24 protein-coding genes are annotated in these 25,327 nt (G+C 72.7%); 14 read left to right on the top strand and 10 right to left on the bottom strand.

Annotated features, from left to right (window positions below; genetic code table 11):
• Nucleotides 1-25: 25 nt before the first annotated feature.
• From ADK52_RS00460 to ADK52_RS00450, 3 genes are all read right to left on the bottom strand, one after another.
• Nucleotides 26-685, bottom strand: a complete 660-nt coding sequence (locus tag ADK52_RS00460; protein ID WP_053687803.1) for a PadR family transcriptional regulator — start codon at nt 683-685, stop codon at nt 26-28.
• A gap of 107 nt (nt 686-792) precedes the next feature.
• A complete protein-coding gene (locus tag ADK52_RS00455; RefSeq protein ID WP_053687802.1) occupies nt 793-1,338 on the bottom strand; it encodes a hypothetical protein in 546 nt (181 codons plus the stop codon).
• A gap of 207 nt (nt 1,339-1,545) precedes the next feature.
• Nucleotides 1,546-3,216, bottom strand: coding sequence for a protein kinase domain-containing protein (locus ADK52_RS00450; RefSeq protein WP_053687801.1), 1,671 nt, complete (start codon nt 3,214-3,216; stop codon nt 1,546-1,548).
• Between the two features lie 229 nt (nt 3,217-3,445).
• On the opposite strand from ADK52_RS00450, the gene ADK52_RS00445 reads away from it, so the two are divergent.
• Nucleotides 3,446-5,035, top strand: a complete 1,590-nt coding sequence (locus tag ADK52_RS00445; RefSeq protein ID WP_078987756.1) for a protein kinase domain-containing protein — start codon at nt 3,446-3,448, stop codon at nt 5,033-5,035.
• A 13-nt stretch (nt 5,036-5,048) separates the two neighbouring features.
• Here the strand turns inward: ADK52_RS00445 and ADK52_RS00440 are convergent, their stop codons facing one another.
• A complete protein-coding gene (locus ADK52_RS00440; protein WP_053687800.1) occupies nt 5,049-5,465 on the bottom strand; it encodes a pyridoxamine 5'-phosphate oxidase family protein in 417 nt (138 codons plus the stop codon).
• 232 nt (nt 5,466-5,697) lie between these two features.
• Nucleotides 5,698-6,360, bottom strand: coding sequence for a response regulator (locus ADK52_RS00435; RefSeq protein WP_053687799.1), 663 nt, complete (start codon nt 6,358-6,360; stop codon nt 5,698-5,700).
• A gap of 326 nt (nt 6,361-6,686) precedes the next feature.
• Between ADK52_RS00435 and pdhA the strand changes: the two genes are divergently transcribed.
• The 7 genes from pdhA to ADK52_RS00400 all read left to right on the top strand — a co-directional run bounded on the left by pdhA (nt 6,687) and on the right by ADK52_RS00400 (nt 13,112).
• The gene (gene pdhA / locus ADK52_RS00430; protein WP_053687798.1) at nt 6,687-7,901 is read left to right on the top strand and encodes a pyruvate dehydrogenase (acetyl-transferring) E1 component subunit alpha; all 1,215 of its coding nucleotides are present in this window, start codon (nt 6,687-6,689) and stop codon (nt 7,899-7,901) included.
• Nucleotides 7,902-7,906: 5 nt separating this feature from the next.
• Nucleotides 7,907-8,887 (top strand): alpha-ketoacid dehydrogenase subunit beta, encoded by a 981-nt coding sequence (locus ADK52_RS00425; protein ID WP_053687797.1) that lies wholly within the window; start codon nt 7,907-7,909, stop codon nt 8,885-8,887.
• Between the two features lie 34 nt (nt 8,888-8,921).
• Nucleotides 8,922-10,358, top strand: coding sequence for a dihydrolipoamide acetyltransferase family protein (locus ADK52_RS00420; RefSeq protein ID WP_053687914.1), 1,437 nt, complete (start codon nt 8,922-8,924; stop codon nt 10,356-10,358).
• A 136-nt stretch (nt 10,359-10,494) separates the two neighbouring features.
• Complete coding sequence (locus ADK52_RS00415) at nt 10,495-11,427, top strand: GNAT family N-acetyltransferase (RefSeq protein ID WP_053687913.1); 933 nt, start codon at nt 10,495-10,497, stop codon at nt 11,425-11,427.
• Between the two features lie 2 nt (nt 11,428-11,429).
• The gene (locus tag ADK52_RS42075; RefSeq protein ID WP_053687796.1) at nt 11,430-11,924 is read left to right on the top strand and encodes a hypothetical protein; all 495 of its coding nucleotides are present in this window, start codon (nt 11,430-11,432) and stop codon (nt 11,922-11,924) included.
• On the top strand, nt 11,921-12,304 hold the full coding sequence (locus ADK52_RS42070) for an Imm50 family immunity protein (RefSeq protein ID WP_053687795.1): 384 nt from the start codon (nt 11,921-11,923) through the stop codon (nt 12,302-12,304). The genes ADK52_RS42075 and ADK52_RS42070 overlap by 4 nt, the downstream gene beginning before the upstream one ends.
• A gap of 43 nt (nt 12,305-12,347) precedes the next feature.
• On the top strand, nt 12,348-13,112 hold the full coding sequence (locus tag ADK52_RS00400; RefSeq protein ID WP_053687794.1) for a hypothetical protein: 765 nt from the start codon (nt 12,348-12,350) through the stop codon (nt 13,110-13,112).
• Between the two features lie 54 nt (nt 13,113-13,166).
• Here the strand turns inward: ADK52_RS00400 and ADK52_RS00395 are convergent, their stop codons facing one another.
• On the bottom strand, nt 13,167-13,583 hold the full coding sequence (locus ADK52_RS00395) for a PPOX class F420-dependent oxidoreductase (RefSeq protein ID WP_053687793.1): 417 nt from the start codon (nt 13,581-13,583) through the stop codon (nt 13,167-13,169).
• An 83-nt stretch (nt 13,584-13,666) separates the two neighbouring features.
• Nucleotides 13,667-14,887 (bottom strand): DUF1266 domain-containing protein, encoded by a 1,221-nt coding sequence (locus tag ADK52_RS00390; RefSeq protein ID WP_053687792.1) that lies wholly within the window; start codon nt 14,885-14,887, stop codon nt 13,667-13,669.
• Nucleotides 14,888-15,179: 292 nt separating this feature from the next.
• Between ADK52_RS00390 and ADK52_RS00385 the strand changes: the two genes are divergently transcribed.
• From ADK52_RS00385 to ADK52_RS00375, 3 genes are all read left to right on the top strand, one after another.
• Nucleotides 15,180-16,421: a hypothetical protein gene (locus tag ADK52_RS00385; RefSeq protein ID WP_053687791.1), complete on the top strand. Its 1,242-nt coding sequence runs from the start codon at nt 15,180-15,182 to the stop codon at nt 16,419-16,421.
• Between the two features lie 165 nt (nt 16,422-16,586).
• Complete coding sequence (locus ADK52_RS00380; RefSeq protein WP_053687790.1) at nt 16,587-18,476, top strand: C1 family peptidase; 1,890 nt, start codon at nt 16,587-16,589, stop codon at nt 18,474-18,476.
• A 17-nt stretch (nt 18,477-18,493) separates the two neighbouring features.
• A complete protein-coding gene (locus tag ADK52_RS00375) occupies nt 18,494-18,862 on the top strand; it encodes a protease inhibitor I42 family protein (protein ID WP_053687789.1) in 369 nt (122 codons plus the stop codon).
• Here ADK52_RS00375 and ADK52_RS00370 read toward each other — a convergent pair.
• Entirely contained in the window at nt 18,801-20,021 is a 1,221-nt protein-coding gene (locus ADK52_RS00370) for a DUF418 domain-containing protein (RefSeq protein WP_053687788.1), read from the bottom strand. The two genes, ADK52_RS00375 and ADK52_RS00370, sit on opposite strands and share 62 nt — an antisense overlap.
• A gap of 145 nt (nt 20,022-20,166) precedes the next feature.
• Here ADK52_RS00370 and ADK52_RS00365 point away from each other — a divergent pair, with 145 nt between their 5' ends.
• Entirely contained in the window at nt 20,167-20,832 is a 666-nt protein-coding gene (locus tag ADK52_RS00365; RefSeq protein ID WP_199828429.1) for a GntR family transcriptional regulator, read from the top strand.
• On the top strand, nt 20,829-22,199 hold the full coding sequence (locus ADK52_RS00360; protein WP_078987754.1) for an MFS transporter: 1,371 nt from the start codon (nt 20,829-20,831) through the stop codon (nt 22,197-22,199). Before ADK52_RS00365 ends, ADK52_RS00360 begins: the two co-directional genes overlap by 4 nt.
• A gap of 72 nt (nt 22,200-22,271) precedes the next feature.
• Here ADK52_RS00360 and ADK52_RS00355 read toward each other — a convergent pair whose 3' ends face one another.
• The gene (locus tag ADK52_RS00355; RefSeq protein WP_078987752.1) at nt 22,272-23,426 is read right to left on the bottom strand and encodes a helix-turn-helix domain-containing protein; all 1,155 of its coding nucleotides are present in this window, start codon (nt 23,424-23,426) and stop codon (nt 22,272-22,274) included.
• 108 nt (nt 23,427-23,534) lie between these two features.
• A complete protein-coding gene (locus tag ADK52_RS00350) occupies nt 23,535-24,365 on the bottom strand; it encodes a maleylpyruvate isomerase family mycothiol-dependent enzyme (protein ID WP_053687786.1) in 831 nt (276 codons plus the stop codon).
• A gap of 149 nt (nt 24,366-24,514) precedes the next feature.
• On the opposite strand from ADK52_RS00350, the gene ADK52_RS00345 reads away from it, so the two are divergent.
• Entirely contained in the window at nt 24,515-25,291 is a 777-nt protein-coding gene (locus tag ADK52_RS00345) for a carbon-nitrogen family hydrolase (protein ID WP_053687785.1), read from the top strand.
• The last annotated feature ends 36 nt before the right edge of the window (nt 25,292-25,327 follow it).

Genomic DNA, 25,327 nt, shown 5'->3' with positions numbered 1-25,327 from the left:
GGTCCCCCCTGGGACGGTGGTGGCTTCAGCCCCGCGGCGTGCGGAAGGCGTGGGACTTCGGTGCGGCGGCGGCCGCGGGGTCGGCGGCGGCGCCGCCGTCTGTGGCCTGGGGCGGGTCGGGAGCGGCTCTCCGGTCGGCCGGCAGGGAGAGCCGTATGAGGCGGGCTTCCGAGTGGTCGAGCCAGCGGGCTTCGGCCTCGGTCTGGAAGATCAGCTGCTCCAGGACCAGCAGCCAGGCCACGTCGTCGCGTTCGCGGGACTTCCCGCTCTCGATCGCGGCGAGCGCCTGCGCCTTGAGCCGGGTGTAGTCCTGCATCGCCTTGATCGTGGCGTGCCGCTGGGCCTGGATGACGGCGCGGATGTCCACGCCGGGGGCGCCCACGGCCATGGCGAGCTTGATGGACAGCTCGTCACGGGGCGGGTTGGTGCGGTCGACGGGGCGCTCGTACCACTGGTGCAGTTCGGCGCGTCCGGAATCGGTGATGGCGTAGAGGGTGTGCCCGGCGGCGTCTTCGCCGCCGGGTGCGACGAGGCCGTCGCGTTCCAGGCGGGCGAGGGTGGTGTACACCTGCCCGACGTTGAGCGGCCAGGTGGAGCCGGTGCGGGATTCGAACTCGGTACGCAGCTGAGAGCCGTACCGAGGACCCCTTTCCAGCAGGGCGAGGAGGCCGTGGCGGATCGACATACTCAGTATGTATACCGAGTATGCAGGCCCGCGCAACCGTCCTGAGGTGTAGGCCGGAAGGGGGACGGGCGGCCCGGCCTCCGGCTGGGGACGGGGGTGCGGGGACGTCAGAGGCCCTTGCGCAGCCGCATCCCGAGGTAGCCCAGACCCAGTCCCATCAGGGCGAATCCGGTGCCGAGCGGCAGTATGTGCGCGGCCAGGTCGGCGGCGCGCTCGTTCGGCCCGGTGCCGATCGCGGTGACCACGGGCGGGGGGCTCGGCGGGGGCGGGGGGACCGGCCGCGGACTGGCCGGCCGGTGGCGCGGGCGTGCCGGGAGGGGGCGGGCGGCGAGCACCGTCTCGGGGTTCGCGGGCTCGGCGGCGGGTCGTCCGGGCCGCTCCCGGCCGACTCCGGCGGCGCTGCCGGCGAGCTCCTCGTACGCCTCGTGCGGTACGTCGGCCACGGGGTCGGCGTCGGGATCGCCGGTCTCCGGCGCGGCGGCGGGAGCCCGGCCGGGGAGGGCCGCGGTGAGGGGCCGGACCGCCGCGACGTGACCGGCCGGGGACGAGGCGGCGGCGGACCAGGCGGACGAGGCGGGGGCGGCGGGAGACAGCGCGGCGGCGGCCACTGCGGCCCCGGCCAGCCAGCGCTGCGCGCGGAGGCGTTGAGTCACGGGGAGCCCCTCCCGTCCCGAGCAGCCGAGATGTTGTGCTCAGGTTCACATAATGGGGCAAAACCGGCATCCCGGGCGGCCCATCAGGGTCGCCCGGGATGCCGGGTGTGTCGTGAAGAGGGCCGCCCGTGTCGTGAGGAGGCCCGCCCGTAGCGCGAGGGGGCCTGCCCGTACCGCGAGAGGGGCGTGCTCCTGCCGCGAGGGGAGCTACTCCGGATTGCCGGTCGACACGGTCAGCGTGTACTCCGTGCCTTCCTTCTCGATCTTGTCCCCGGGGCGCGGGCTCTGGTCCAGCACGGTGTCCTTGCCGTACACGGCCTCGTCCTTGTCGACGATCTTGTACTTGCCGCCGGAGGCCTGGATGCACGCCTTGACCGAGAGCAGGTTCTTGTAGCGCAGGTCGGGCGCCGTGTACTTGGTGGAGTCGGTGTAGTGCTTGCTCGGGTCCTTGCACTTGGCCGCGTCGATCGTGCGCGAGGTGTCCGGACCCTTGAAGCCGCTCTTGGCCGAGCCCGAGGCGGCCGCGGAGGCCCCGGGAGAGGCGGCCGTGTCGCCGGTCTTGCCCTTGTCTCCGTCGCCGTTCATCGAGATCGCCGCGATCAGACCGCCGACGGCCAGGAGCGCCACCACGATCGCCCCGACGATCACCGGCGTGTTCCGCTTGTCACCGCCCCCGCCGGACGGGGTCGTGGAGCCCGCCGGCGAGATGGTGAACGGCGGCGGCGTCTGCGGCGCGTACTGCTGGTGCGAGACCGGCTGCTGCTGCGGCGGGTACGCGTACCCGCCCTGCCCGTGCTGCTGCGGCACCGGCGGCGGGGTGTGCGGCGCGTACGGGGACGGCGCGTACGGCTGCTGCAGGCTCTGCGCCGGCGGCGCCTGGAACCCGGAGTCCACCGGCGGGAACACGGCCGAGCCCACGCCCGCCCCGCTGCCGCCCGCGTGCGTGCCGGGCACGATCGCCGGCGCCCCGGTCTGACCGGCCGACATCACCCGCGCGACCTCGTCGCGCATGGCGGAGGCCGTGGGGAAGCGCTCGTTCGGGTTCTTCTTCAGGGCCCGCGCCACCAGCGCGTCCATCGCCGGGGAGACCGAGCGGTTGATGGAGGACGGAGCGACCGGTTCCTCCTGCACGTGCGCGTACGCGATGGCCAGCGGCGAGTCCGCGTCGAACGGGATCCGGCCGGTCAGCAGCTGGAACAGCATGATGCCGACCGAGTACAGGTCGGACCGGGCGTCGACCCCGCGCCCCAGCGCCTGCTCGGGCGACAGGTACTGGGGGGTGCCGACGACCATGCCGGTCTGCGTCATCGAGGTGACCCCCGACTGCATGGCGCGGGCGATGCCGAAGTCCATCACCTTGACCAGGCCGCGCTTGGTCATCATCACGTTGCCGGGCTTGATGTCGCGGTGGACCAGGCCCATCTCGTGGCTGACCTCCAGGGCGGCCAGCACGTCGGCCGTCACCTTCAGCGCCTTGTCGGCCGGCATCGCCCCGTACTGGCGGATGTCCGCCTCCAGGACCGAGCCGAGGGGCTGGCCCTCCACGTACTCCATGACGATGTACGGCATCACCGCGGCGTCGCCCGCCCCGGGACCGCTGAACGTCACTTCACCCTCGCCGGTATCGAATACCGAGACGATGTTCGTGTGCGACAGTTTCGCAACAGCCTGCGCCTCACGGCGGAAGCGCTCGCGGAAGGACTGCTCCCGCCCGAGATCGCTGTGCAGGGTCTTGATGGCGACCTGCCGGTCGAGCGCCGAGTCGTACGCCAAGTAGACGGACGCCATACCGCCCGCACCCAGCAAGTCCCTTAGCTGGTAACGGCCACCGGCCAGAGAGCCGCCCGCGTACTGGCCCTGAGTGCCGTCCTGGCTCATGACTGTTGCTTCCCCTCGGGATGTGTCCCAACGCCTCTGGCTGAGCGCATGTGGCGCCCAGTCTGCCGGAGGGCAAGCACACGTCAAGCCAGGTGCCCGTTCCGTGACCGCGGGGCCACGGCGCGCCATTGTCCGAACGGTGACCTGTTCCGAGGCTGTAGCGTTCATCGGAGCACCCGAAAAGGACCTACCGCTGAGCGGCGGCCGAGAGAGACGACGGCGAGGACTGATGGCACCCGAACCCGAGGGAAACGGCGCCGGGATGGCCGAGGGTCCTGAGCATTGGGGCGCCGGCGGCCTGGTCGGCGACGGCCGCTACCGGCTCACCCACCGCCTGGGCCGCGGCGGCATGGCGGAGGTGTTCGCCGCCGAGGACGTCCGGCTGGGCCGGACCGTCGCCGTGAAGCTGCTGCGCGCCGACCTGGCGGAGGACCCGGTCTCCAAGGCCCGCTTCACGCGTGAGGCGCAGTCGGTCGCCGGGCTCAACCACCACGCCGTCGTCGCCGTGTACGACTCCGGCGAGGACAAGGTCGGCCCCAATACCGTCCCGTACATCGTCATGGAGCTGGTCGAGGGCCGCACCATCCGTGATCTGCTGATCAGCGCCGAGGCCCCGGGCCCCGAGCAGGCGCTCATCATCACTTCCGGTGTGCTCGAAGCCCTCGCGTACTCGCACCAGCACGGCATCGTGCACCGCGACATCAAGCCCGCGAACGTCATCATCACCGAGACCGGCGCGGTCAAGGTCATGGACTTCGGCATCGCGCGCGCCCTGCACGGCGCCCAGTCGACGATGACCCAGACCGGCATGGTCATGGGCACCCCGCAGTACCTGTCGCCCGAGCAGGCGCTCGGCAAGGCGGTGGACCACCGCTCCGACCTGTACGCGACCGGCTGCCTGCTGTACGAACTGCTCGCGCTGCGGCCCCCGTTCACCGGCGAGACCCCGCTGTCAGTGGTCTACCAGCACGTGCAGGACGCTCCGGTTCCGCCCTCGCAGCTGCCGGAGGGCCACCACATCCCGCAGGAGCTCGACGGGCTCGTCATGCGCTCCCTCGCCAAGGACCCGGACGACCGGTTCCAGAGCGCCGAGGAGATGCGCGGGCTGGTCCAGTACGCGCTCCAGATGCTGCACGACCAGGGTGCGAACACGGGCACCTGGAACACCGGTCCGGTCACCATGGCCCTGCCGCACGGGCGCGGCGGGGCGGCGCAGACCACGGCGATGCCGATGGGCCAGACCGGCGGGCAGCAGCCGTACGCGGCGCACGCCACGACCTCGCAGTTCCAGCAGGCGATGGTGCCGCCGCTGAACCCGGACGACGGCTCGGCCTTCCCCGGCGGGGGCGGGTACGACAACCACGGCCACGGCGGCGGGCAGGGCGGCCACGACGGGTACGGCGGCTACGACGACCGCGGCAGCAGCCGCTGGAAGCTGTGGCTGTTCGCGGTGCTGGCGATCGTCGCGATCGCGGGCGGCGTGGCGTACGCCGTCAACTCGATGTCGGACAAGAACAAGGACGACAGCACTCCGCCCGCCGTCCAGAGTTCTTCGAGCGGCCAGCAGAGCACTCCGTCCGAGCAGCAGAGCCTGCCCTCGCAGGAGGCGCCGTCGACGCGTTCGTCGGAGGAGCACGTACCGTCGCCGAGCCGCAGCAGCAAGTTCACCCCGAGCACCAGCCCGTCCACTTCGCCTTCGACCAGCCCGTCGACCTCGCCGTCGAACAGTCCGTCGAAGTCCCCGTCGAAGTCGTCGTCTCCGTCGAAGAGCGTGAGCCCGCCGGTGGACCCGCCGAATAACCCCCTGGAAGATCAGTAGGGGAGTTCGCAGCTCAGAGGGCGTGCTGATACTCCCTGTCCGGATTTCCGGCCAGGGAGTGCACGGTGACGAACTGGGGCTCGATTCGCATGTAGACGGGGTCGAAGACCGCGCCGTCCACGAAATGCGGACCGGGCCCGAACAGTTCCAGTTCCCGGGTGGTCGGCTCGACGATCCGGGCCGTTCCGGTGAACTGGACGGACCACAGGCGGGGGTCCGCGGAATTGAAGTTGTCGGCGCCGTAGGCCACCACGCTGCCGTTGCACGCCTGGTGGTGGCCGAAGCCCGCGTGCATTCTCAGCACGACGTCGCCGTCCACCACGATGTGGCGGGCGAGGGCGAGGAAGGGCAGCGCGCGCATGCTGGTGGCCACCCTGCCGTACGGCACCCGGCGCAGCAGTTCGATGGCGTGGAGGTCCTCCGGAGACATGCGTCCACTCTCCGGTACAGATGCCTCGGCCGAAAAGAGGAGGCCGCCCCGATGATCGGGGACGTTGGTCCCGAGTGATCGGCCCCTGCGGTGGAACGGGAAGGTCGGGCCCCGCCGCGTGGCCCCGCCGCGTCAGGCCCCGGCGAGCCAGTCCCCGGCGAGCCAGTCCCCGGCGAGTCAGTCCTCGCCGCGTCAGTCCGCGCCGTACGGCCGGGTCGCGCCGTACGAGGGCTCAGGCGCGCTTCTCGGCCTGCAGCCGGGCCACGTACGCCGCGGCCTGGGAGCGGCGCTCCATGCCCAGCTTGGACAGCAGGCTGGAGACGTAGTTCTTGATGGTCTTCTCGGCCAGGTGCAGCCGCTCGCCGATGACGCGGTTGGTCAGGCCCTCGCCGATCAGGTCGAGGATCTTCCGCTCCTGCTCGGTGAGGTTGGCCAGGCGGTCGTCGCCCTTGCCGTTCTTGCCGTCGCGCAGCCGCTCCAGCACCCGCGCCGTGGCGACCGGGTCCAGCAGCGACTTGCCGGCCGCGACGTCCCGTACGGCGCTGAGCAGCTCATTGCCGCGGATCGCCTTGAGCACGTACCCCGAGGCCCCGGCCATGATCGCGTCGAACAGCGCCTCGTCGTCGGCGAACGACGTCAGCATCAGGCATTTGATGTCCTCGTCCTGGGAGCGCACCTCGCGGCAGACCTCGACCCCGCTGCCGTCCGGCAGGCGCACGTCGAGCACGGCCACGTCGGGACGGGTGGCGGGGATGCGGACCAGGGCGTCCGAGGCGGTACCGGCCTCGCCGACGATCTCGATGTCCTCTTCGACCGAAAGGAGCTCATGGACACCCCGACGTACCACTTCATGGTCGTCCAGGAGGAATACCTTGATTTTTCCGTCTTCGCGCACGAACTCAGTTTCACACACTCACCCCTTCCCTGACGTCGTTACCCGGGATAACGTGCCGTTGTTCCGGCCCCCTGCAAGGCTGTGACCAGTGGTTGTTCCCCGCCCGGCGGATTTACTTGGAAATCCAAGCAAAAACGCAGGTCAAGTGGGGTTTCGCAGTTATGCGGCGCACTGGGTAACGTGCATTGCGCAGGGCACTTGCCGGGGCACCTGTCACGCCTGAATCCGTACACGACGCGCACCCACCCTTGTGCGCTGGTACAGATCCGGGTGAGCCGCACTGGACCCCGGAGAACCCGGGAGCCGGACCGACGGAGGAGCAACACGTGACCGTGGAGAGCACTGCCGCGCGCAAGCCGCGACGCAGCAGCGGCACCAAGCGGGCGGCAGGCGCGGCGAGCGCCGCCAAGGCCCCCGCTGCCAAGGCTGTCGCCACCGCGCAGAACGCCGAGCCCCAGCTCGTACAGCTGCTGACGCCCGAGGGAGAACGGGTCAACGCAGCGGACAATCCCGACGCCGCGGAGTTCCTCTCCTTCGTCGAGGACATCACCACCGAGGACCTGCGCGGGCTCTACCGCGACATGGTCCTGACCCGCCGCTTCGACGGCGAGGCGACCGCCCTCCAGCGCCAGGGCGAGCTGGGCCTGTGGGCCTCGCTGCTCGGCCAGGAGGCCGCCCAGATCGGCTCCGGCCGCGCCCTGCGCGACGACGACTACGTGTTCCCGACGTACCGCGAGCACGGTGTGGCGTGGTGCCGCGGCGTCGACCCGACGAACCTGCTCGGCATGTTCCGCGGCGTGAACCACGGCGGCTGGGACCCGAACACCAACAACTTCCACCTGTACACGATCGTGATCGGCTCGCAGACGCTGCACGCGACCGGTTACGCGATGGGTGTGGCCAAGGACGGCGCGGACTCCGCGGTCATCGCCTACTTCGGCGACGGCGCGTCCAGCCAGGGTGACGTCGCCGAGGCGTTCACCTTCTCGGCCGTCTATAACTCCCCCGTGGTGTTCTTCTGCCAGAACAACCAGTGGGCGATCTCCGAGCCGACCGAGCGCCAGATGCGCGTGCCGCTGTACCAGCGCGCCCAGGGCTTCGGCTTCCCGGGCGTCCGCGTGGACGGCAACGACGTCCTGGCCTGCCTCGCGGTCACCCGCTGGGCGCTGGCGCGGGCCCGCGCGGGCGAGGGCCCGACCCTGGTCGAGGCGTTCACGTACCGCATGGGCGCGCACACCACCTCGGACGACCCGACGAAGTACCGGCGGGACGAGGAGACCCAGGCCTGGGAGGCGAAGGACCCGATCCTGCGCCTGAAGACGTACCTGCTGGCGAGCGGCGGGGCCGACGAGGCCTTCTTCGAGGCCCTGGAGGTCGAGAGCGAGGCGCTGGGCAAGCGGGTGCGCGAGGTCGTGCGCGCCATGCCCGACCCGGACACCATGGCGATCTTCGAGAACGTCTACGCGGACGGGCACGCGCTCGTCGACGAGGAGCGCGCCCAGTTCGCCGCCTACCTCGCTTCCTTCGAAGGCGGGGAGTGACCGTCATGGCCGTACAGAAGCTCACCATCGCGAAGGCGCTCAACGATTCGCTGCGCAAGGCCCTGGAGCAGGACCCGAAGGTCCTGATCATGGGCGAGGACGTCGGCAAGCTGGGCGGTGTCTTCCGGATCACCGACGGCTTGCAGAAGGACTTCGGCGAGGAGCGGGTCATCGACACCCCGCTCGCCGAGTCGGGCATCGTCGGCACGGCGATCGGGCTCGCGCTGCGCGGCTACCGCCCTGTGGTCGAGATCCAGTTCGACGGTTTCGTGTTCCCCGCGTACGACCAGATCGTCACGCAGCTCGCGAAGATGCACGCCCGCTCCCTGGGCAAGATCAAGATGCCGGTCGTCATCCGCATCCCCTACGCGGGCGGCATCGGCGCGGTCGAGCACCACTCGGAGTCCCCGGAGACGCTGTTCGCGCACGTCCCGGGCCTGAAGGTGGTCTCGCCCTCGAACGCGAGCGACGCGTACTGGATGCTCCAGCAGGCGATCCTCAGCGACGACCCGGTGATCTTCTTCGAGCCGAAGCGGCGCTACTGGGACAAGGGCGAGGTCGACACCGACGCGATCCCGGACGCCCTGCACGCGGCGCGGGTGGCGCGGGAGGGCTCGGACATCACCCTGGCGGCGTACGGCCCGATGGTGAAGGTCTGCCTGGAGGCGGCGGCCGCGGCGGCCGAGGAGGGCAAGTCGGTGGAGGTCGTGGACCTGCGCTCGATGTCCCCGATCGACTTCGACGGGCTGCAGACCTCCGTGGAGAAGACCCGCCGGCTCGTGGTCGTCCACGAGGCCCCGGTGTTCCTGGGCACGGGCGCGGAGATCGCCGCCCGCATCACGGAGCGGTGCTTCTACCACCTGGAGGCGCCGGTGCTGCGCGTGGGCGGATTCCACGCCCCGTACCCGCCGGCCCGCCTGGAGGACGAGTACCTGCCGGGCCTGGACAGGGTGCTCGACGCCGTCGACCGCTCGCTTGCGTACTGAGGAGAGCGTTCCCGTGACGATCCGCGAATTCAAGATGCCCGATGTGGGCGAGGGCCTCACCGAGGCCGAGATCCTCAAGTGGTACGTCCAGCCGGGTGACACGGTCACCGACGGGCAGGTCGTCTGCGAGGTCGAGACGGCGAAGGCGGCCGTGGAGCTGCCGATCCCGTTCGACGGGGTCGTGCACGCGCTGCTGTTCGAGGAGGGCACCACGGTCGATGTCGGCCAGGTGATCATCTCGGTGCAGACGGGTGCGGCGGAGGCCCCCGCGGCTGCCGCCGCCGTCGAGGCTCCTGTGGCAGCTCAGGCCCCGGCCCCGGCGTCGGCTCCGGCCGAGGCCGCCGAGGAGCCGGCCGCCGCCGCCCGCCAGCCCGTCCTGGTCGGCTACGGGGTCTCCCAGGCCTCGACGAAGCGCCGCCCGCGCAAGGCCGTGCCGGGCGCGGCGGCCGCGCAGAACGGCACCGCCGCGGTGGCCCTGCCGGCCGTACCGGCCCAGCCGGAGGCGGCTCCGGCCGCCGCCGGGCTGAACGGCAACGGCGGCGGCCACGCCGTCGGGGAGCGCCCGCTGGCGAAGCCGCCGGTGCGCAAGCTCGCCAAGGACCTCGGCATCGACCTGGCCTCCGTGGTACCCACCGGGGAGGGCGGGGTCGTGACCCGCGAGGACGTGCACGCCGCCGCGGCGGCCGCGATCGCCCCGCAGGCGGCGCTGCCCGCGCCGGCTCCGGCCGTGTCGGTACCCGTCCAGCCGGAGGCACCGGCGGCCCGGGAGGCCCGGGAGACCCGTATCCCGGTCAAGGGCGTCCGCAAGGTCACCGCCCAGGCGATGGTCGGCTCCGCTTTCACCGCGCCGCACGTCACCGAGTTCATCACCTTCGACGTGACCCGCACGATGAAGCTGGTCCAGGAGCTCAAGGACGATCCGGACCTCGCCGGTCTGCGGATCAACCCGCTGCTGCTCATCGCCAAGGCGGTGCTGGTGGCCATCCGCCGCAACCCGGACGTCAACGCGTCCTGGGACGAGGCGGCCCAGGAGATCGTGCTCAAGCACTACGTCAACCTGGGCATCGCGGCGGCCACCCCGCGCGGTCTGATCGTCCCGAACATCAAGGACGCTCACACCAAGACCCTCGGCGAGCTGTCGACGGCCCTGTCCGAGCTGGTCGCCACGGCCCGCGAAGGCAAGACCTCCCCGGCCGACATGCAGAACGGCACCATCACCATCACCAACGTCGGCGTCTTCGGCGTCGACACCGGTACGCCCATCCTGAACCCCGGCGAGTCCGCGATCCTCGCGGTCGGCGCGATCAAGCTCCAGCCGTGGGTCCACAAGGGCAAGGTGAAGGCGCGCCACGTCACCACCCTGGCGCTGTCGTTCGACCACCGCCTCATCGACGGTGAGCTCGGCTCGAAGTTCCTGGCGGACATCGCGGCCGTCCTGGAACACCCGCGCCGCCTCGTCACCTGGTCGTAGCGGCACCCGGCCGTAGCGGCACCCGGCCGTAGTCCGGCACCCGAAGCCCCCCTCGCCACCGCACCGCGAGGGGGGCTCCGGCGTGGGCGGTCAAAGCCCTGGCCGGGCGCACGGTTCCTCGGCGATGATCACCGACATGAGATTCCGCGCTGCCACCGCAGACCCCGCCGACATCGACCGCGCCCTCTCCTACCCGGCCGACGGGCCCGTCGGGGCCCTGTCCGCCGAGAAGATCCGCGAGGAGCTCGCCGGGAACCAGTTCCGGCCCGAATGGATCTGGTTCGCCGAGGACGAGGACGGCGAGGTCCTGGGCCGCGCGCTGTGGTGGGGCCGCGCCGACAGCGAGCGGCCCATCGCGCTCGACTGCCTCCAGGTACGGGACTCCGTCGCCGACCCGGCCGCGCTCGCCGCCGGGCTGCTCGCCGCCGGGCACGGGGCCTTCGGCAACCGCCCGCTCTACAACATCTCGCTGCCCGGCGACTGGCGGACCCGCCCCGAGCTCGTCGACGCCGCCGCCTGGCGCCGGAAGGCCGCGTACGAGGCGGGGCTGACCCGGGAGATCGAGCGGCTGCGCTACGAGTGGACCCCGGCCGCCGGGACCGCCGAGCCGACCGGCCGGCTGGTCTTCCGCGAGGGCACCGACGAGGAGTTCCTCGACGCCTTCGCCCGGCTGTCCGCGGGCAGCCTGGACGTGCACACCCGCACCGAGCTCCGCTCGATGGACGCCGAGCAACTCGCCCGCGAGGACATCGGGTTCTACCTCGACTGCCCCGGCGAGCGCTCCTGGTGGCGGCTGGCCGAGCTGCCGGACGGCACCCTCGCCGGCCTGGCCGTCCCGTCGGCGACCCCGTACCACCGCAACGTCGGGTACCTGGGCGTCGTCCCGGAACAGCGCGGCCGCGGCCTGATCGACGAGGTGCTGGCGGAGATCACCCGCTTCCACGCGGCCGCCGGCGCCGAGCGCATCACCGCGACCACGGACACCGTCAACGCCCCGATGGCCGCCGCGTTCGACCGCGCCGGCTACGAGGTCACGGAGATCCGGCTGGTCCTGGAGCCGGACGCGTAGCCGTGGGATGGGACCGGTTCGTCGCCAACGGCGACGTCTTCGCGCCGTACTACGACGAGGTGCCCGAGCTCACCGGCGTCCGGCTGCGGTCGGTCCATCTGGACGGCTGGGCTGCGAGCGTCGTCCTGCGCCTCGACCTGCCGAGGTACCCGGACCGCTGGGCCGGCGGCCAACCGGGGGACACCGCGCAGTGCCAGCTCGCCTTCTCGCACGTGGAGGACTTCGAGATGGCGGGCTGGGAGCCTCCCGTCACGGCCGGCATCGCCCTCACCGCCCTGCCCCGGCACCGGCTGGCCGTACGGATCACGGCGCCGGGCGCGGACGTCTCGTTCACGGCGAACGCGTCGGTGTCGGCGGGCACGCTGAGCGTCTTCACCCGCTCCGCGGACGGCGCCGACGACGGCCCGCACCACCGTACGAACGCGTTCTGGAACCGCCGCTACCCGACGGTGCCGCCGACGTACGAGAACACCTACTACGGACGGGCCCTGGGATGAACGCCCGGCCGCGCTGGGCAGCGCTCTACGAGGTCCCGCCCGAGCTGGGCTCCTGCGACCTCTACGACGTCCACATCGACGAGCGGGACACCTCCGTCACCTTCGGTTTCGAGACCGACCGGCTCCCCGACCACCCCCTGCCGGAGTGGGGGGAGCCCGGGAGGGCGTACAACACCCTGTACTTCTCGATGGTGTTCACCGGGGTGCGGGACCTGCGGATCTCGGGGATCCCCGCGGAAGCCGGGCGTACGGTCCGCATCGCCGGGACGCCCCGGGGCCGGCGGCAGGTGGCGGTGGTCAGCGGGACGGGCTCCATCCGCTTCTCGGCGGCCGGTTCGCACGTGAGCCGTGTCCGGGTCGGGCTCCGGGGGGCGCCCTGACACCGGCAGGGGGTAGCCTCCCGGCCGGGGAAGGGGGGCCGGAGTGGCCATCGCCGAGTTGCAGGTGTACTCCGTCGAGGAGGCCGACGTCACGGGCGGCGTGTGCGTGGTCCGCTGCCTCGGCGGGGTCGCGCGCGCCGGGCAGGTCTACGCCGTCGGGGAACTGCGGCTCGGGCTGCGGCGGATCGAGCGCTACGGGCGCACGGTGGCCTTCTTCGACGCGGGGCACGTGGCCAAGGTCCACCTCACCGGCGCCCTGGTCGCGCTGCTCACCCGGGGGCAGGTGCTGACCGCCGTCCCGCCCGGCGGGCACGCGCTGGAGGACATCGAGGCCTGGCTGGCCACCGACCCGCCGCTGCTGGACGAGCCGCATCCGCTGACCCTGCGGACGCTGGCCGTGGGCCGGATGCAGGAGGACCGGCTGCCCGAGGAGACCCGGCTGCGCTGGGGCCGGGTGGCGCTGGCCGCGACGCACCGCAAGGCGGACTGGGAGGGCTCGCACGCGCTGGACCGCGCGGTCGAGGCGGCCGCCGTACGGGGCTACCTGATGGGGCAGTTCGGCCCGGGCCGCGGCGGCGACCCGGCGGCCCTGTGCCGGGACGCGCTGGCACTGATCGACCTGACCCCGGCGGAGGCGGCCGCGGAGGCCCGCACCTGGCGCGACCTGCCGCGACCGCGCATCCAGCACCTGCGGCGCATCAAGCTCCTGCTGCCCTGGATGGCCCTCGTACGGCCCCACCTCGCGGAAGGCGACCCGCTCGCGGCGGCGGTCGACGCCTGGTCGGAGGTCCGTCCGCAGCTGCCGTGACCACGACCGGTTCCGCGACCGCGGAAGCGGAAGCGGCAGTGACTGCGGCAGCGGCTAGCCGGCCTTGGTCGCGTTGCCGAGCACCTTGGTCGGGGTGATGCGCACGACGAGGCGGACGTTCTCGGCCGGGGCATCGGCGTACTCCTTGCCGGCGCCCGGCCCCAGGTACTCCTCCGAGATCCGGACGGCGATCTCGCGACCCGTGTCCTCGGTGACGGTGGCCGTGCCGCGGATCTCGACGTACACGAAGGGGTTGGCCGTGTCGAAGACGGTCAGCCCGACGCGCGCGTCGCGGGAGATGTTCCGCTGCTTGCGGCGCCCCTGCTCGGTGGAGATCAGCACGTCGGTGCCGTCCCGGGTCACCCAGACCACCGAACTCTGCGGACCGCCGTCGGGGTTGAGGGTGGTGAGCACCGCCGGGTGCGGGGAGTCGAGCAGCTTGCGTACCGTGTCGTTCAGCACAATGGTCATGCGGGCGAGGCTAGTTGGGGCCTTCCGGCCCCGTCCAAGGATTCGCCGGTACTGGGGAAAGTCGGGAGGGACCGGCACATCCCCTAGTCCCAGGGGATGTTGAGCCAGGGGCTGCCCGGATCGCTCATCAGCGCCTGGTGGGTGGCGGCCATGTCGGTGTACCAGTGCCCGTACTCCTCCTCGTCGAACTGGAGGCAGCGTCCCAGGATGAAGCCGGCGGAGAGGTCCTCCCAGGAGCGGTAGGAGAGCCGGCAGACCCTCCCGGCCCGCACGACGGCGTCCTCGGCTTCCTGGAGCGTGCACAAGCGGGCACCGAGGCCCCAGCGGGCCATCTGGGAGGCGCGCCCGTAGTCCCAGGCCTCGACGGACCGGACGAACCTGCCCTCGCCGAGGATCCCGTCGGCGCGGAAGCGCTGCTCGTAGCGCGTGATGCGGCCGATGACCCGCTGGACGCCGGCGATCTCCCCTTCCACCTCGGCTGCGGAGCGGGGCCGGGCGACGGTGACGCCTTCGGGGGTGATCCGGGGCTCGGCCGCCCGTTCGGCGTTGGCCCGGAGGGTCGCCTCGGTGGCGTGCCGCCAGTGCTCGATGTCCACCGGCCCGGCGAACTCCTTGGCGAGGGCCGTGCGGATCCGGAGCGTGAACTCCCATACCGCGCTGACCATGTCCGCCGTCAGCAGCCGCTCGGTGCTGACCAGCCATTCCTCGCGGGTGGTGATGCCCCAGTACTCCTTGAGCTTCTCGCGCTCCTTCATGTAGCCCTCGCCGTGGTAGCCCAGGGCGTTCCAGAACAGGCCGTTGCGCACGGAGAGGTGCGCGCCGCAGGCGAGCCCGAACGCGGCGGGGCCGCGCAGCGGGCCGCCGACGTGGAGGCCGTGGACCTTGTTCTGCTCCAGGCCGTACGTGGGGGCCCGGTCCCAGTGCGCGTTCCAGACGGCCCGGTCGCCGGGGGCGGCGGGCAGGAAGGCCTCGCAGGGGCTGCCGGGGTTGACGGCCAGGTAGGGAGGGTCGCCGGGCTCGAAGTTGGCGGCGAACCACGCGAGGCTCTGGCGGGTGAAGACCCCGTCGGCGGTGGGGGCGGGCAGCATGCCCGCCGTGTACGCCACGTAGCAGCGGGCGCGGACCTGCGGGAAGTAGGCGGGTTCGAGCAGCACCGAGGTGGGGTTCGCGTCCACGTAGCCGCGGGCCATGGGGACGAACAGCCAGGCGCCGGCCAGGGCGTCGAAGTAGGCGGGCCAGTCGTTCCTGAGCTTGGCTTCGTACAGCTCTCGTTCGATGACGCTCGGCGCGATCCAGGTCCCCATACGGGAAACCCTAACGGGGCCCTCCGACGCCGGAGACGGCCCGTACGGTCTCGCGCGCACGCTGGGGTCTCCCTCCGGGGCGATCACTCAGGGTGATGCCGTCACGAGGGTGCAGCACTGCCGGCGGAATCGAACGGGGAAGTCATCCATGCAGGTCGTGGCCGTGAGGGGGGTGGATCGGGGCAGGTTTGCGGGATCCGCGGGCCGGTTTCCGGTTGCCGAATGTGACCGGGTGGCGGTGAGTGGACAGGGGCACATCCCCTGCCCCGCCACTCTGAACAGGAGAGACATCTTGCACCGCATCACCCGCTACACCCTCCCCGCCGCCCTGTGCGTGACGCTGCTGTCCGTTTCCCCCGCTCTGGCCGGTGCGGCCGCCGCCCCGACGCAGCCGTCGGCGCCGGCGGCGAAGAAGGCCATCCCCGGTGCCGAGGCGCTGACCGCGCAGGTGGCGTCCCTGGGGGCCGCAGGCAGCGTGATCACGCCTGTCACGAACTTCCTCGGGGAGGTCCTGAAGTCGCCGGACGGGAAGCTCCCGGAGGCGGACCTGGCCGCGCACAAGCAGAAGATCGACGCGGCGCTCAACGGCCTGAAGCAGACCTTCGCGGCGGCCGCCCCGGCCGCCCCCGCGGCCCCCGCCGTGCCCGAGGCCGTGGCCAAGCCTCCGGCGAACGCGCCGGTGACCCCGGTGCTCCTGCCGAAGCCGCCCGCGGACGAGCCCCCCGCGGCGGTGGCGAAGCCCCCGGCGGATGCCGCGAAGCCCCCGGCGGACGCGGCGAAGCCCCCGGCGGATGCCGCGAAGCCCCCGGCGGACGCGGCGAAGCCGCCGGTGGAGGCTGCGAAGCCGCCGGTGGACGCGGCCAAGCCGCCGGTCGAGGTGGCGAAGCCGCCCGTCGAGGCCGCGAAGCCGCCGGTGGAGGCCGCGAAGCCTCCCGTCGAGGCCGCCAAGCCGCCCGTCGAAGCTGCGAAGCCGCCGATGGAAGCCGCCAAGCCGCCCGTCGAAGCTGCGAAGCCGCCCGTAGAGGCCGCGAAGCCGCCGGTCGAGGCCGCCAAGCCGCCGGCGGACGCTGCGAAGCCGCCGGTCGAGGCTGCGAAGCCGCCCGTAGAGGCCGCGAAGCCGCCGGTCGAGGCCGCGAAGCCGCCGGTCGAGGCCGCCAAGCCGCCCGTCGAAGCTGCGAAGCCACCGGTGGAGGCTGCGAAGCCCCCCGTCGAGGTGGCGAAGCCTCCGGCCGAAGCGGCCAAGCCGCCGGCCGTGGTCGCGCAGCCCGTCACGCTCCCGGCCGTCGCCCCGCTCGTCGCCGCGAAGCACAAGGCCGTGGACCGCGCCCGCGTGGACCTCGTCATCGCCGCCGTCGACCACCTCAAGGCCTCCGTCGACGAAGTCGCCAAGGCGGCCGGTCCCTGCGGCTGCACCACCGACGCCAAGGCCAAGGCCAACGACGTCGTGAACGACCTCGGCACCACCGTGGTCGCCCTGTTCACCGGCCTCGGCCTGCCCGGCATGCCGGCGGCCGCCCCCGCCCCGGCGGAATAGGCCCCACCCCCCGCCCCCGGCGTCCCTCCGGCGCCGGGGGCGGACGGGCGCCCCGTACGACCCCCCGTGCGACCGCGCGACCGTGCGGACACCCTTGACGCGCCCCGCCGCCCGGTGGACGCTCCCGGGTCTCGCATACGAACGGTGTCAGCTGGGGGGCCGGTCATGCCGGAGCAGTCTGTCCAGACGGTGGGGGAGCTACGCGCGCAGCTCGTATCGCGGCGAGCGCGCTGGTCCGTCATCGAACATCTCGCCGACGAGGAGCCCGTACCCCGGCCCTCCCTCGGCCTGGAACCCGGGTCGAACCTCACGCCCGCCGAGCAGATCGGCGCCATCGACCTGCGGGCCCTCATCGGCCACGAGAGCGCCAATCCGCACCTCACCCGCCGCCGGGCCGCCCACGGCCTGCTGCCCGACACGCCGCCGGAGGGGCGCGGAGCCCGCCCGGCCGCCGTCGACTGGCGCATCCGCTGGGGCTGGCCCTGGATCACCAAGGTCAAGGACCAGGACCCGTGCGGCTCCTGCTGGGCCTTCGGGGCCGCGGGACTCGTCGAGTCCATGGCCCGCATCGAGCACAACGTGTGGGCGAAGCGCTCCGAGGGGGACGTCCACGACGGTCTGAAGTTCACCTGCGGCCAGGGCTCCAACCCCGAGACCGCCCTCGACTGGGTCAAGGACAACGGCGGCCTCGCCGATCCCGACTGCTGGCCCTACTCCCCGCCCCCGTCCACCGTCCCGGCCGACCGCCGCGACGCCTGGCGCGCCGAGTACACGCCCAGCTGGGACCGGTCCGGCCGGACCGTCCGGATCACCGACTACGTCCGCCTCGGCGACGTCGGGCAGCAGAAGGTCTGGCTCGACACCGTCGGCCCGCTGACCGCCTGCTTCGACGTGTACGACGACTTCTTCGGCCTCGGCTCCGGCGTCTACCACCGCACGAGCGAGCGCCTCGCGGGCGGCCACTGCGTGCTGATCGTCGGCTACGACGACGCCGCGGGCTGCTGGCTGTTCAAGAACTCCTGGGGGACGGGCTACCACGTCGGCGGGTACGGGCGCATCGCCTACGGCGAGGTCAACATCGACTACTGGGCCAAGTGCGGCCTGCGCGGCACCAACATCGACCCGTGGAGCAAGCGCCGCCTGCACGCGGGCAACGTCTACGAGAGCGGCAACGGCCGCGCCCACCGCAATTTCGAGCTGTGCGCCACCGCCGGCGGCGGCCGCCTCCAGCACTGGTGGCGCGAGGGCGACGCCCCCTTCCCGTGGGCCCGCGCGCGGTCGTACGCGAACGACGCCTCCGGCCAGCCCGCCTTCACCGGGACCACGTACAACCGGAACATGGAGTCCCTGCACGTGACCACCGGCGGCCGGTTGCGCCACTGGTACTACGAGCAGTCCGCGGGCGTCTGGCGCGACGGCGGCGCCTTCGGGCCGGGCGACGCCGCGATCGGCTCGACCCCGGCGTTCATCCAGAGCGACTACGGCAAGCCGGGCAACTTCGAGGCGGTCGTCCGCACGGCCGACGGCCGCCTGAACCACTGGTGGCGGATCAACGGCGCCCCCTGGACCTGGAACGACGGCGGCCGCTTCGCCTCCGCCATCGCCCACTTCGGACCCGCCCTGGTCCAGACCCGCAGCCGTCACCTCGACCTCGTCGCCACCCGTACGGACGGCCGGATGCAGCTGTGGTGGCGCGACGACCCGAACGGCTTCGCCTGGCGCCCCGGGGAGGTCTTCGGCAGCGCGATCACCTCCGCGCCCTGCCTGATCGAGGCCCAGTACGGGGCGGCCGACGAGGACACCGCCGGGAACTACGAGCTCTGCGCGGTCGGCGCCGACGGGCGCGTAGAGCACTGGTGGCGCGGCAACGCCTCCGGCTCCCCCTGGAGCCGCAGCGCCGTCTTCGGCCACGACGCCCTCTCCGTCACCGGGATGCTCCAGGGCAGTTTCGGGTTCAACCTGGAGGTCATCGTCCTGCGCACGGACCGGCAGCTACAGCACTACTGGCGGGACATGGCGGGCTGGCACGAGGGGCCGGTGATCGGCCCCGTCTGAGCCGGGAGGTCTCGCGGGTGGAGGTACGCCAGATAGCCCTCGGCGCCGGTGAGTCGTACGAGCTGCGGCTCACCGGGCGCGGGGCGCGCGGGTACGTGTGGACCTGGCAGGTCACCGGGGACGCGGATGCCGTCTCCGTCAGCGATGTCAGCGGTGTCAGCGGGCCCGGATCGCCCGTGGAGGTCCTGCCCGGCGCCCCGCTGGAGCGGACGTACGTCGTCCGGGGCCGCTGCCCGGGCGGGCGGGCCCGGATCCGCTTCGCGCAGATCCGGCCGCCCTACCCGCAGGAGGCCCCGTACGACGAGTTCGTCCTGGAGGTGGAGGTCACGGGCGCGGCCCCAGGGGGCGACCCCGGTCGAGCGGCCCACGGCGGCCCCGGGAGCTGAGCGCCCAGTGCTGTACGGCCTCCAGCGGGCCCCGCTCGAAGCGGCGCAGCCAGAGCCGCGACGCGGCGACCAGGACGAGGCCGACCCCCGCCCACAGGCCCATCACCCACCAGGGCCCGCTCCCGCCCAGCCGGTCGGCGAGCCCGAACCCGATGCCGTAGCAGAGCAGCATGCAGAGCAGGTTCTGGCCGACGTAGCAGGACAGGGCGGTGCGCCCGACCGAGCCGAGGGCCCCGGCCCCCGGGACCCGGAAGCGGTCCAGGGCGCAGCCGATCAGGCCGATGTACCCGACGGCGATCAGCGGCGCGATCCCGTAGCGCCCCAAGGCGAAGAAGTCGGGTCCGCCCAGCGCGGCGGCGGCGCCCAGCGGCAGCCCGAGGCCGAGCCCCCACCCGGCCATCCGGACCCGGATCCGGCGCCCGTCGGCGCTCGCCGCGAAGGCGCCCGCGCGGTGCAGCCGGACGCCGAGGAGGAAGAGGCAGACGAGGAGTCCGAAGGTGAAGACGGGTTCGATGCGCAGGGCGAGGGCGTGGTCGAGCCGGAAGGAGACCTGGTCGAGGTAGCCGCCGTGGGCGTACAGCCGGGCCGCGGCGGGATCCGGGGTCTTGGGCCCGGAGTCCGCCTTGGCCAGGTCCCCGAGCGTCACGAGGCCGATCAGGGCCAGGTGCAGTCCGCCCGCGGTCCACAGCGCGACCGTCCGCACCTTCTCGGAGCGGGCCAGCAGCCGGGCCACCAGCAGGGCGGTGACGGCGTACCCCATCAGCACGTCCCAGGCGAAGACCAGGACGAAGTGGACGGTCCCCTCCAGGAAGAGGAACGCGGCCCGCCGCGGGTAGCGCCCGGGCCAGGGCTCGCCGCGGCGCGCGGCGGAGTCGTACTGGATGGCCAGGCCCACCCCGAACAGGATCGTCAGCAGGGAGAGGAACTTCCCGTCGGCGAGGAAGCGGAAGAGGCTCTCGGCGATGTGCGCGGCGGAGGGGTCGGCGACGGGGTCGGGCGCGTTCAGGCCGCCCTGGAGCACGCCCCACTCGGAGCCGGGGGAGGCGAAGATCCAGACGTTGGTCATGAGCGTGCCGAGGATGGCGGCACCGCGCAGGACGTCGAGGAGGGGCAGCCGGGTCGCGGTCACCCCGGGGGCGGCGAGGGTGGTGTGGGCCATGACTTCAGCGTCCCGGCGCGCGCGGCCCGATGCGTCCTGCGGCCGGACGAGGCCCGGGTACACCCTTCGATGCAGCGGTACGGGGCGGCCGTCCACATCCCGGACGGGGTGACCCGTGCACCCTTCATGTATCTATCCTGTGCGCATGCCGTCAGCCGCACCCCCCGTCCAAGCCGCCGCCACCGCCGCCGAGCGCGTGTACCGACACGTCAAACAGGCCGTGCTGGTGGACCGCCGGTACGAGGGCGGCACCCTCCTCACCGAGGGCGAACTCGCCGACGCCGTCGGGGTGTCCCGTACGCCGGTCCGCGAGGCGCTGCTGCGGCTGGAGACCGAGGGGCTGCTGAAGCTGTACCCGAAGAAGGGCGCGCTGGTGCTGCCGGTCTCCGCGCAGGAGATCGCCGACGTCATCGAAACCCGGCTGCTGGTCGAGGAGTTCACCGTACGCAGGGCCGTGCCGGCGCCGCCCGGCCTGCTGGAGCGGCTCGCCGGGCTGCTGGAGGAGCAGCGCCGGCACGCCGCCGAGGGCGACCTCGCGGCGATGATGGCCGCCGACCGGGGCTTCCACGCCGAGATCGTGCGCAGCGCCGGCAACCAGATCCTGAGCCGGCTGTACGACCAGCTCCGCGACCGGCAACTGCGCATGGGCGTGGCCCTGCTGCACGCGCACCCCGAGCGGGTGGAGCGGACGCTGGCCGAGCACGCGGAGATCCTCCGGGCGCTGCGGGCCGGGGACGCGGAGACGGCGGCCGCGGCCGTACGGGGTCACGTGGGCCGGGTCGAGGCGCTGGTGCGGGGGACGGGCCGGTGAGCGGGAACGGCGTCTTCCGCGATCCCCCGGGCGGCCGGAAGGCGGTGGCCGTCTGGTCCATCGGCGTCGCCGTCTACTTCGTCGCGGTGATCTTCCGTACGAGCCTGGGCGTGGCCGGGCTGGAGGCGGCGGACCGCTTCCACGTCAACGCCTCGGCCCTCTCGACGTTCTCCATCCTCCAACTCCTGGTGTACGCGGGCATGCAGGTGCCCGTGGGGCTGATGGTGGACCGGCTCGGCACCAAGAAGGTGCTGACGCTGGGCGCGGTCCTCTTCACGGCCGGCCAGATCGGCTTCGCGCTCTCGCCCTCGTACGGGATGGCCCTCGCGGCCCGCGCCCTGCTGGGCTGCGGCGACGCGATGACCTTCATATCCGTCCTGCGGCTGGGCACCCGGTGGTTCCCGGCCCGGCGCGGCCCGCTGATGGCGCAGCTGGCGGGGCTGGTCGGCATGGCCGGCAACCTGGTCTCCACGCTGGTGCTGGCCCCCGTCCTGCACGGGGTCGGCTGGGTCCAGGCCTTCGCGGGCAGCGCGGCGGCGGGCGTGGTGGTCCTGATCCCCCTGACGCTCTTCCTCCGGGACCACCCGGAAGGCCACGGACCCTCGTCGGCGGGGGCCGGGGGCCCGGGCTTCGTACGCCGCCAGATCCGGGACTCCTGGAAGGAGCCCGGCACCCGCCTGGGCCTGTGGGTGCACTTCACGACGCAGTTCCCGGCGATGGTGTTCCTGCTGCTGTGGGGCATGCCGTTCCTGGTCGAGGACCAGGGGCTGGTGCGGACCACCGCGGCGGGGCTGCTGACGCTGGTGGTGGCCTCGAACATGGGCTTCGGCCTCGTCTACGGCCAGCTGATAGGCCGCCGCCAGTCGGCGAGGATCCCGCTGGCCCTGGGCACGGTGGCGCTCACGGCGTTGCTGTGGGCCGCGACCCTGGCCTACCCCGGCCCGCACGCCCCGATGTGGCTCCTCGTCACCTTGTGCGTCGTCCTGGGCACGTGCGGTCCGGCGTCGATGATCGGCTTCGACTTCGCCCGCCCGGCGAACCCGCCGGAGCGCCAGGGCACCGCGTCGGGCCTGACGAACATGGGCGGCTTCCTGGCCTCGATGACCACCCTGCTGGCGGTCGGCCTCCTCCTGGACGCCACCGGCGACAACTACCGGATCGCCTTCTCGTCGGTCTTCGTGGTGGAGCTCCTGGGCCTCACCCAGATCCTCCGCCTGCGCCCGGCGGCCCTGACCCGCGAGCGCACCCGCCTGACGGCTGCCCCGGCAGCATCCGCTTCCCCGGGCGCGTCCGCGTCCGCTTCCGCGGAGCCGGCCGTGGCCGCGTCCGCGGACCCGGCCGAATCCCCGCGGCCGGCACCCGCGTAGGCCCGGAACGGGTAACGCGGGCAACGCGGGCAACGCGGGCAACGCGGGCGCCGTGGCGGCCCGTGCGGAACCTCATGGACACCGCCCGTTCCGTACGGCTCCCGCCCCGGCGCCGGGCGGGAGGGACCCCCGTACCCTCCGGCCCGCCGGCGACGGTGGCGTCGTCGTGCGGCGGCCACCGGCTGCCGACTCTACGGACGGACCGCGGCCCCCGGATGTGCCGTGCGCGCAGGGCTCGTTGATCTTGCGCGCACGCGCCTCTCCGACCGCCCGCTGCCGGAACTCCGTGGGACTGAGCCCGTACGCTTCCCGGAACGTCCTGCTGAACACGGTGGGGTTGGTGAACCCCCACCGCCTCGCCACGGTGTGGACGGGGCTGGTGAGGAGCCCCGGGTCCGCGAGTTCGGCCCGGCACCGCTCCAGCCGCCGCTGCCGGATCGCGGCCGCGACGGTCTGCCCCTGTTCCCGGAACACCAGCTGGAGCCACCGCAGCGAGATGCCGTGCCGGGCGGCGACCGCGGACGGTGTCAGCTGGGGGTCGCCGAGGTTGTGGTCGATGAACGCGTTGATCCGCTCCAGCAGCGCGCGGTTGCGCGCCTCCGCGGGCAGCTCGTCCTCGGCGCCCAGCATCCCGGCGAGGCAGGCGCCGACGAGGTCGAGGGCGACCGTGCCCAGCCGGTTCAGCTCCGCCGGCCCGCAGTCCGCGCCGTGCGCCGCCAGCGAGCGCAGGTACCGGGCGAGGATCGCCCCCAGGCCGTGGTTGCCGGGGATGCGCTGCGCGAGCAGCCGCTCGACCCGGGCGCCCCGCAGGGGCATCGCGTCGCGCGGGAAGGACAAGGTCACGGCCCGGATCAGGCCCCCGTCCCCGGGCAGTGCCAGCGACTCCATGGGCAGCGAGGTGTCCCAGAGGACCATGTCACCGCTGAACAGACCCGAATCGCGGCGGTTCTGCGCGAGCGACATGGTTCCGTCGGTGACGAGCCCGAGCTGGTACTGCTCGGGGTCGCTGCGCCGGACGTGGGCGGCCGTGCGCAGCGAGTGCAGCGAACTGAAGTCGAAGGCGGACACCTGCACACCGCCGAGGTCCAGCACGGAGGCCTCGGCCCAGAAGCTGCCCGGCTGCCCGCTCCGGATCGCGAGGGAGACGAGTTCCTGCGCGATGACGTCGGTGAACCAATCGAGTCGTTCCGCCTCCGGCACGGCGCCGGACGACAATCTGGACCACACCTCTGGAACCTCCTGCTGCTGCGGCCGTCCCGCCCGTGACAGGGACGAGAAACCGCGCACTCCGGTTCTCAGGAGGCCGAGGAGGCCGAGGGGTCGGCCCGCCCGGCGCTACGGCGTGACGGCGAAGTGGGCCAGGATCGCGTCCGCCAGCTCGGCGTCGCCCTCGACCTTCACCCGGTCCGCGACGGCGCCCGCGCGGACCCGCCCGGCCGCGAGGCGGACGTACGTCTCCCAGTCGGTCGTCAGCGTCACGGCCGGCCCCAGCGAGGGCGTCCCGTCCACCGACCCGCGTCCCTGCGCGTCCACGCGTACGGTCCGCATGAACTCCACCGGGCCGTGCACGTCGATCACGACCGCCGAGTTCGCCGGCGCCCCGGCCAGCTTCGCGACCACCTTCGGCAGCCCGGCCAGCAGGATGTCCCGCGCCACGTACGCCCCCGGCGAGTCCCAGTTCCCGGGCACGCCCAGCGCCGCCCGCAGGTCCTGCTCGTGGATCCACACGTCGAACGCCCGCAGCCGCAGTGCCATTTCCAGGGTCACCTGGTCGCCCAGCGGCCCCCGCACCATGGTGTCCGGATCCCGCTTCTCGTTCCGCAGCTGACGCGACCGTCGGATGATCGTGTATTCGAGCTCCGAGGTCATCTCCGGCGCGGTGTGGTGCCGCCGGACGTCGACCTGGACCTCCATGTACCGGCTGAACTCGTCGACCACGTGCCGCAGGTCCCTCGCGACGGTGTGGATCGGCCGCGGATCCCCCAGCTGCTCGCACTCGATGCCGATGATGTGTGACACCACATCACGGACGGACCAGCCGGGGCACGGGGTCGCCCGGTTCCACTCGCCCTCCGCCAGGGGGAGGACCAGCTCGGATATCGCCTCGATGGAGTGGGTCCACGCGTCGGCATAGGGCTGGAGGCTGGGATGCGGCTGGACGGTCAACGGGACCCCTCGCGTGCTGTTCAGTGGCGCGTTTTCTGGAAGCGTGTGGACTGCTTCCAAAACTACGCTGCCGGTGAGCGCCCCGGCAGTGCTTTCGTGTGACGATCGTAGGCCCGAGTTGACGGCTTGAATGCCAGGACGGTGGTACTGTGCGCGCCTCGCTGATCCAAATCGCGGTGTCCGACGGGGAGTCGGTCACCTCACGCCGAGCCCGAGTGGCCGATCTCGTACGGGAGCAGTCCGGCTCGGACCTGGTCGTGCTGCCCGAACTGTGGACGGTGGGCGCCTTCGCCTACGAGCAGTTCGAGACCGAGGCCGAGCCGCTGGACGGCCCGACGTACGAGGCGATGTCGAAGGCGGCGAGCGACGCCGGGGTCTGGCTGCACGCAGGCTCGGTCGTGGAGCGCGCGGGCGACGGATCCCTCTACAACACCGCCCTCGTCCTGTCCCCGTCCGGTGAGCTGGCCGCCACGTACCGCAAGATCCACCGCTTCGGCTTCGACCAGGGCGAGGCCGTCCTGATGTCGGCCGGGGAATCCCTGACCACGGTGACCCTGCCGGAGCAGGTCCTCGGCATCGCCACCTGTTACGACCTGCGCTTCCCGGAGCTCTTCCGCGGCCTGGTCGACGCCGGGGCCACCACGATGGTCGTGGCCGCGGGCTGGCCGGCCCGCCGCCGGGCCCACTGGACCCTGCTCAACCGGGCGCGGGCCGTCGAGGACCAGTCGTACGTGCTCGCCTGCGGGCTGGCCGGAACGCACGCCGGCGTCGAACAGGCCGGGCACAGCCTGGTCGTCGACCCCTGGGGCGAGGTCCTGGCCGAGGCGGGACCCGGCGAGGACGTCCTCACCGTCGACCTGGACCCGGCGAAGGTGGCCGAGACCCGGGAGCAGTTCCCGGCCCTGAAGGACCGTCGCATGCACTGACCGTCGCCCCCCGGGCCCCGGCGTCCGGAAGGCACC

The organism is Streptomyces sp. WM6372 (assembly GCF_001279655.1).
Lineage (GTDB): Bacteria > Actinomycetota > Actinomycetes > Streptomycetales > Streptomycetaceae > Streptomyces.
This window is presented reverse-complemented; position numbering and strand designations above follow the sequence as displayed.

Coding starts and splice junctions, on each gene's coding strand:
- ADK52_RS00450 (WP_053687801.1), bottom strand. CDS start 3,216: ATGAGCCAGGACGGCACTCAGGGCCAGTACGCGGGCGGCTCTCTGGCC.
- ADK52_RS00415 (WP_053687913.1), top strand. CDS start 10,495: ATGAGATTCCGCGCTGCCACCGCAGACCCCGCCGACATCGACCGCGCC.
- ADK52_RS00425 (WP_053687797.1), top strand. CDS start 7,907: ATGGCCGTACAGAAGCTCACCATCGCGAAGGCGCTCAACGATTCGCTG.
- ADK52_RS42070 (WP_053687795.1), top strand. CDS start 11,921: ATGAACGCCCGGCCGCGCTGGGCAGCGCTCTACGAGGTCCCGCCCGAG.
- ADK52_RS00440 (WP_053687800.1), bottom strand. CDS start 5,465: ATGTCTCCGGAGGACCTCCACGCCATCGAACTGCTGCGCCGGGTGCCG.
- ADK52_RS00370 (WP_053687788.1), bottom strand. CDS start 20,021: ATGGCCCACACCACCCTCGCCGCCCCCGGGGTGACCGCGACCCGGCTG.
- ADK52_RS00390 (WP_053687792.1), bottom strand. CDS start 14,887: ATGGGGACCTGGATCGCGCCGAGCGTCATCGAACGAGAGCTGTACGAA.
- ADK52_RS00395 (WP_053687793.1), bottom strand. CDS start 13,583: ATGACCATTGTGCTGAACGACACGGTACGCAAGCTGCTCGACTCCCCG.
- ADK52_RS00460 (WP_053687803.1), bottom strand. CDS start 685: ATGTCGATCCGCCACGGCCTCCTCGCCCTGCTGGAAAGGGGTCCTCGG.
- ADK52_RS00445 (WP_078987756.1), top strand. CDS start 3,446: ATGGCACCCGAACCCGAGGGAAACGGCGCCGGGATGGCCGAGGGTCCT.
- ADK52_RS00380 (WP_053687790.1), top strand. CDS start 16,587: ATGCCGGAGCAGTCTGTCCAGACGGTGGGGGAGCTACGCGCGCAGCTC.
- ADK52_RS00420 (WP_053687914.1), top strand. CDS start 8,922: ATGCCCGATGTGGGCGAGGGCCTCACCGAGGCCGAGATCCTCAAGTGG.
- ADK52_RS00365 (WP_199828429.1), top strand. CDS start 20,167: ATGCCGTCAGCCGCACCCCCCGTCCAAGCCGCCGCCACCGCCGCCGAG.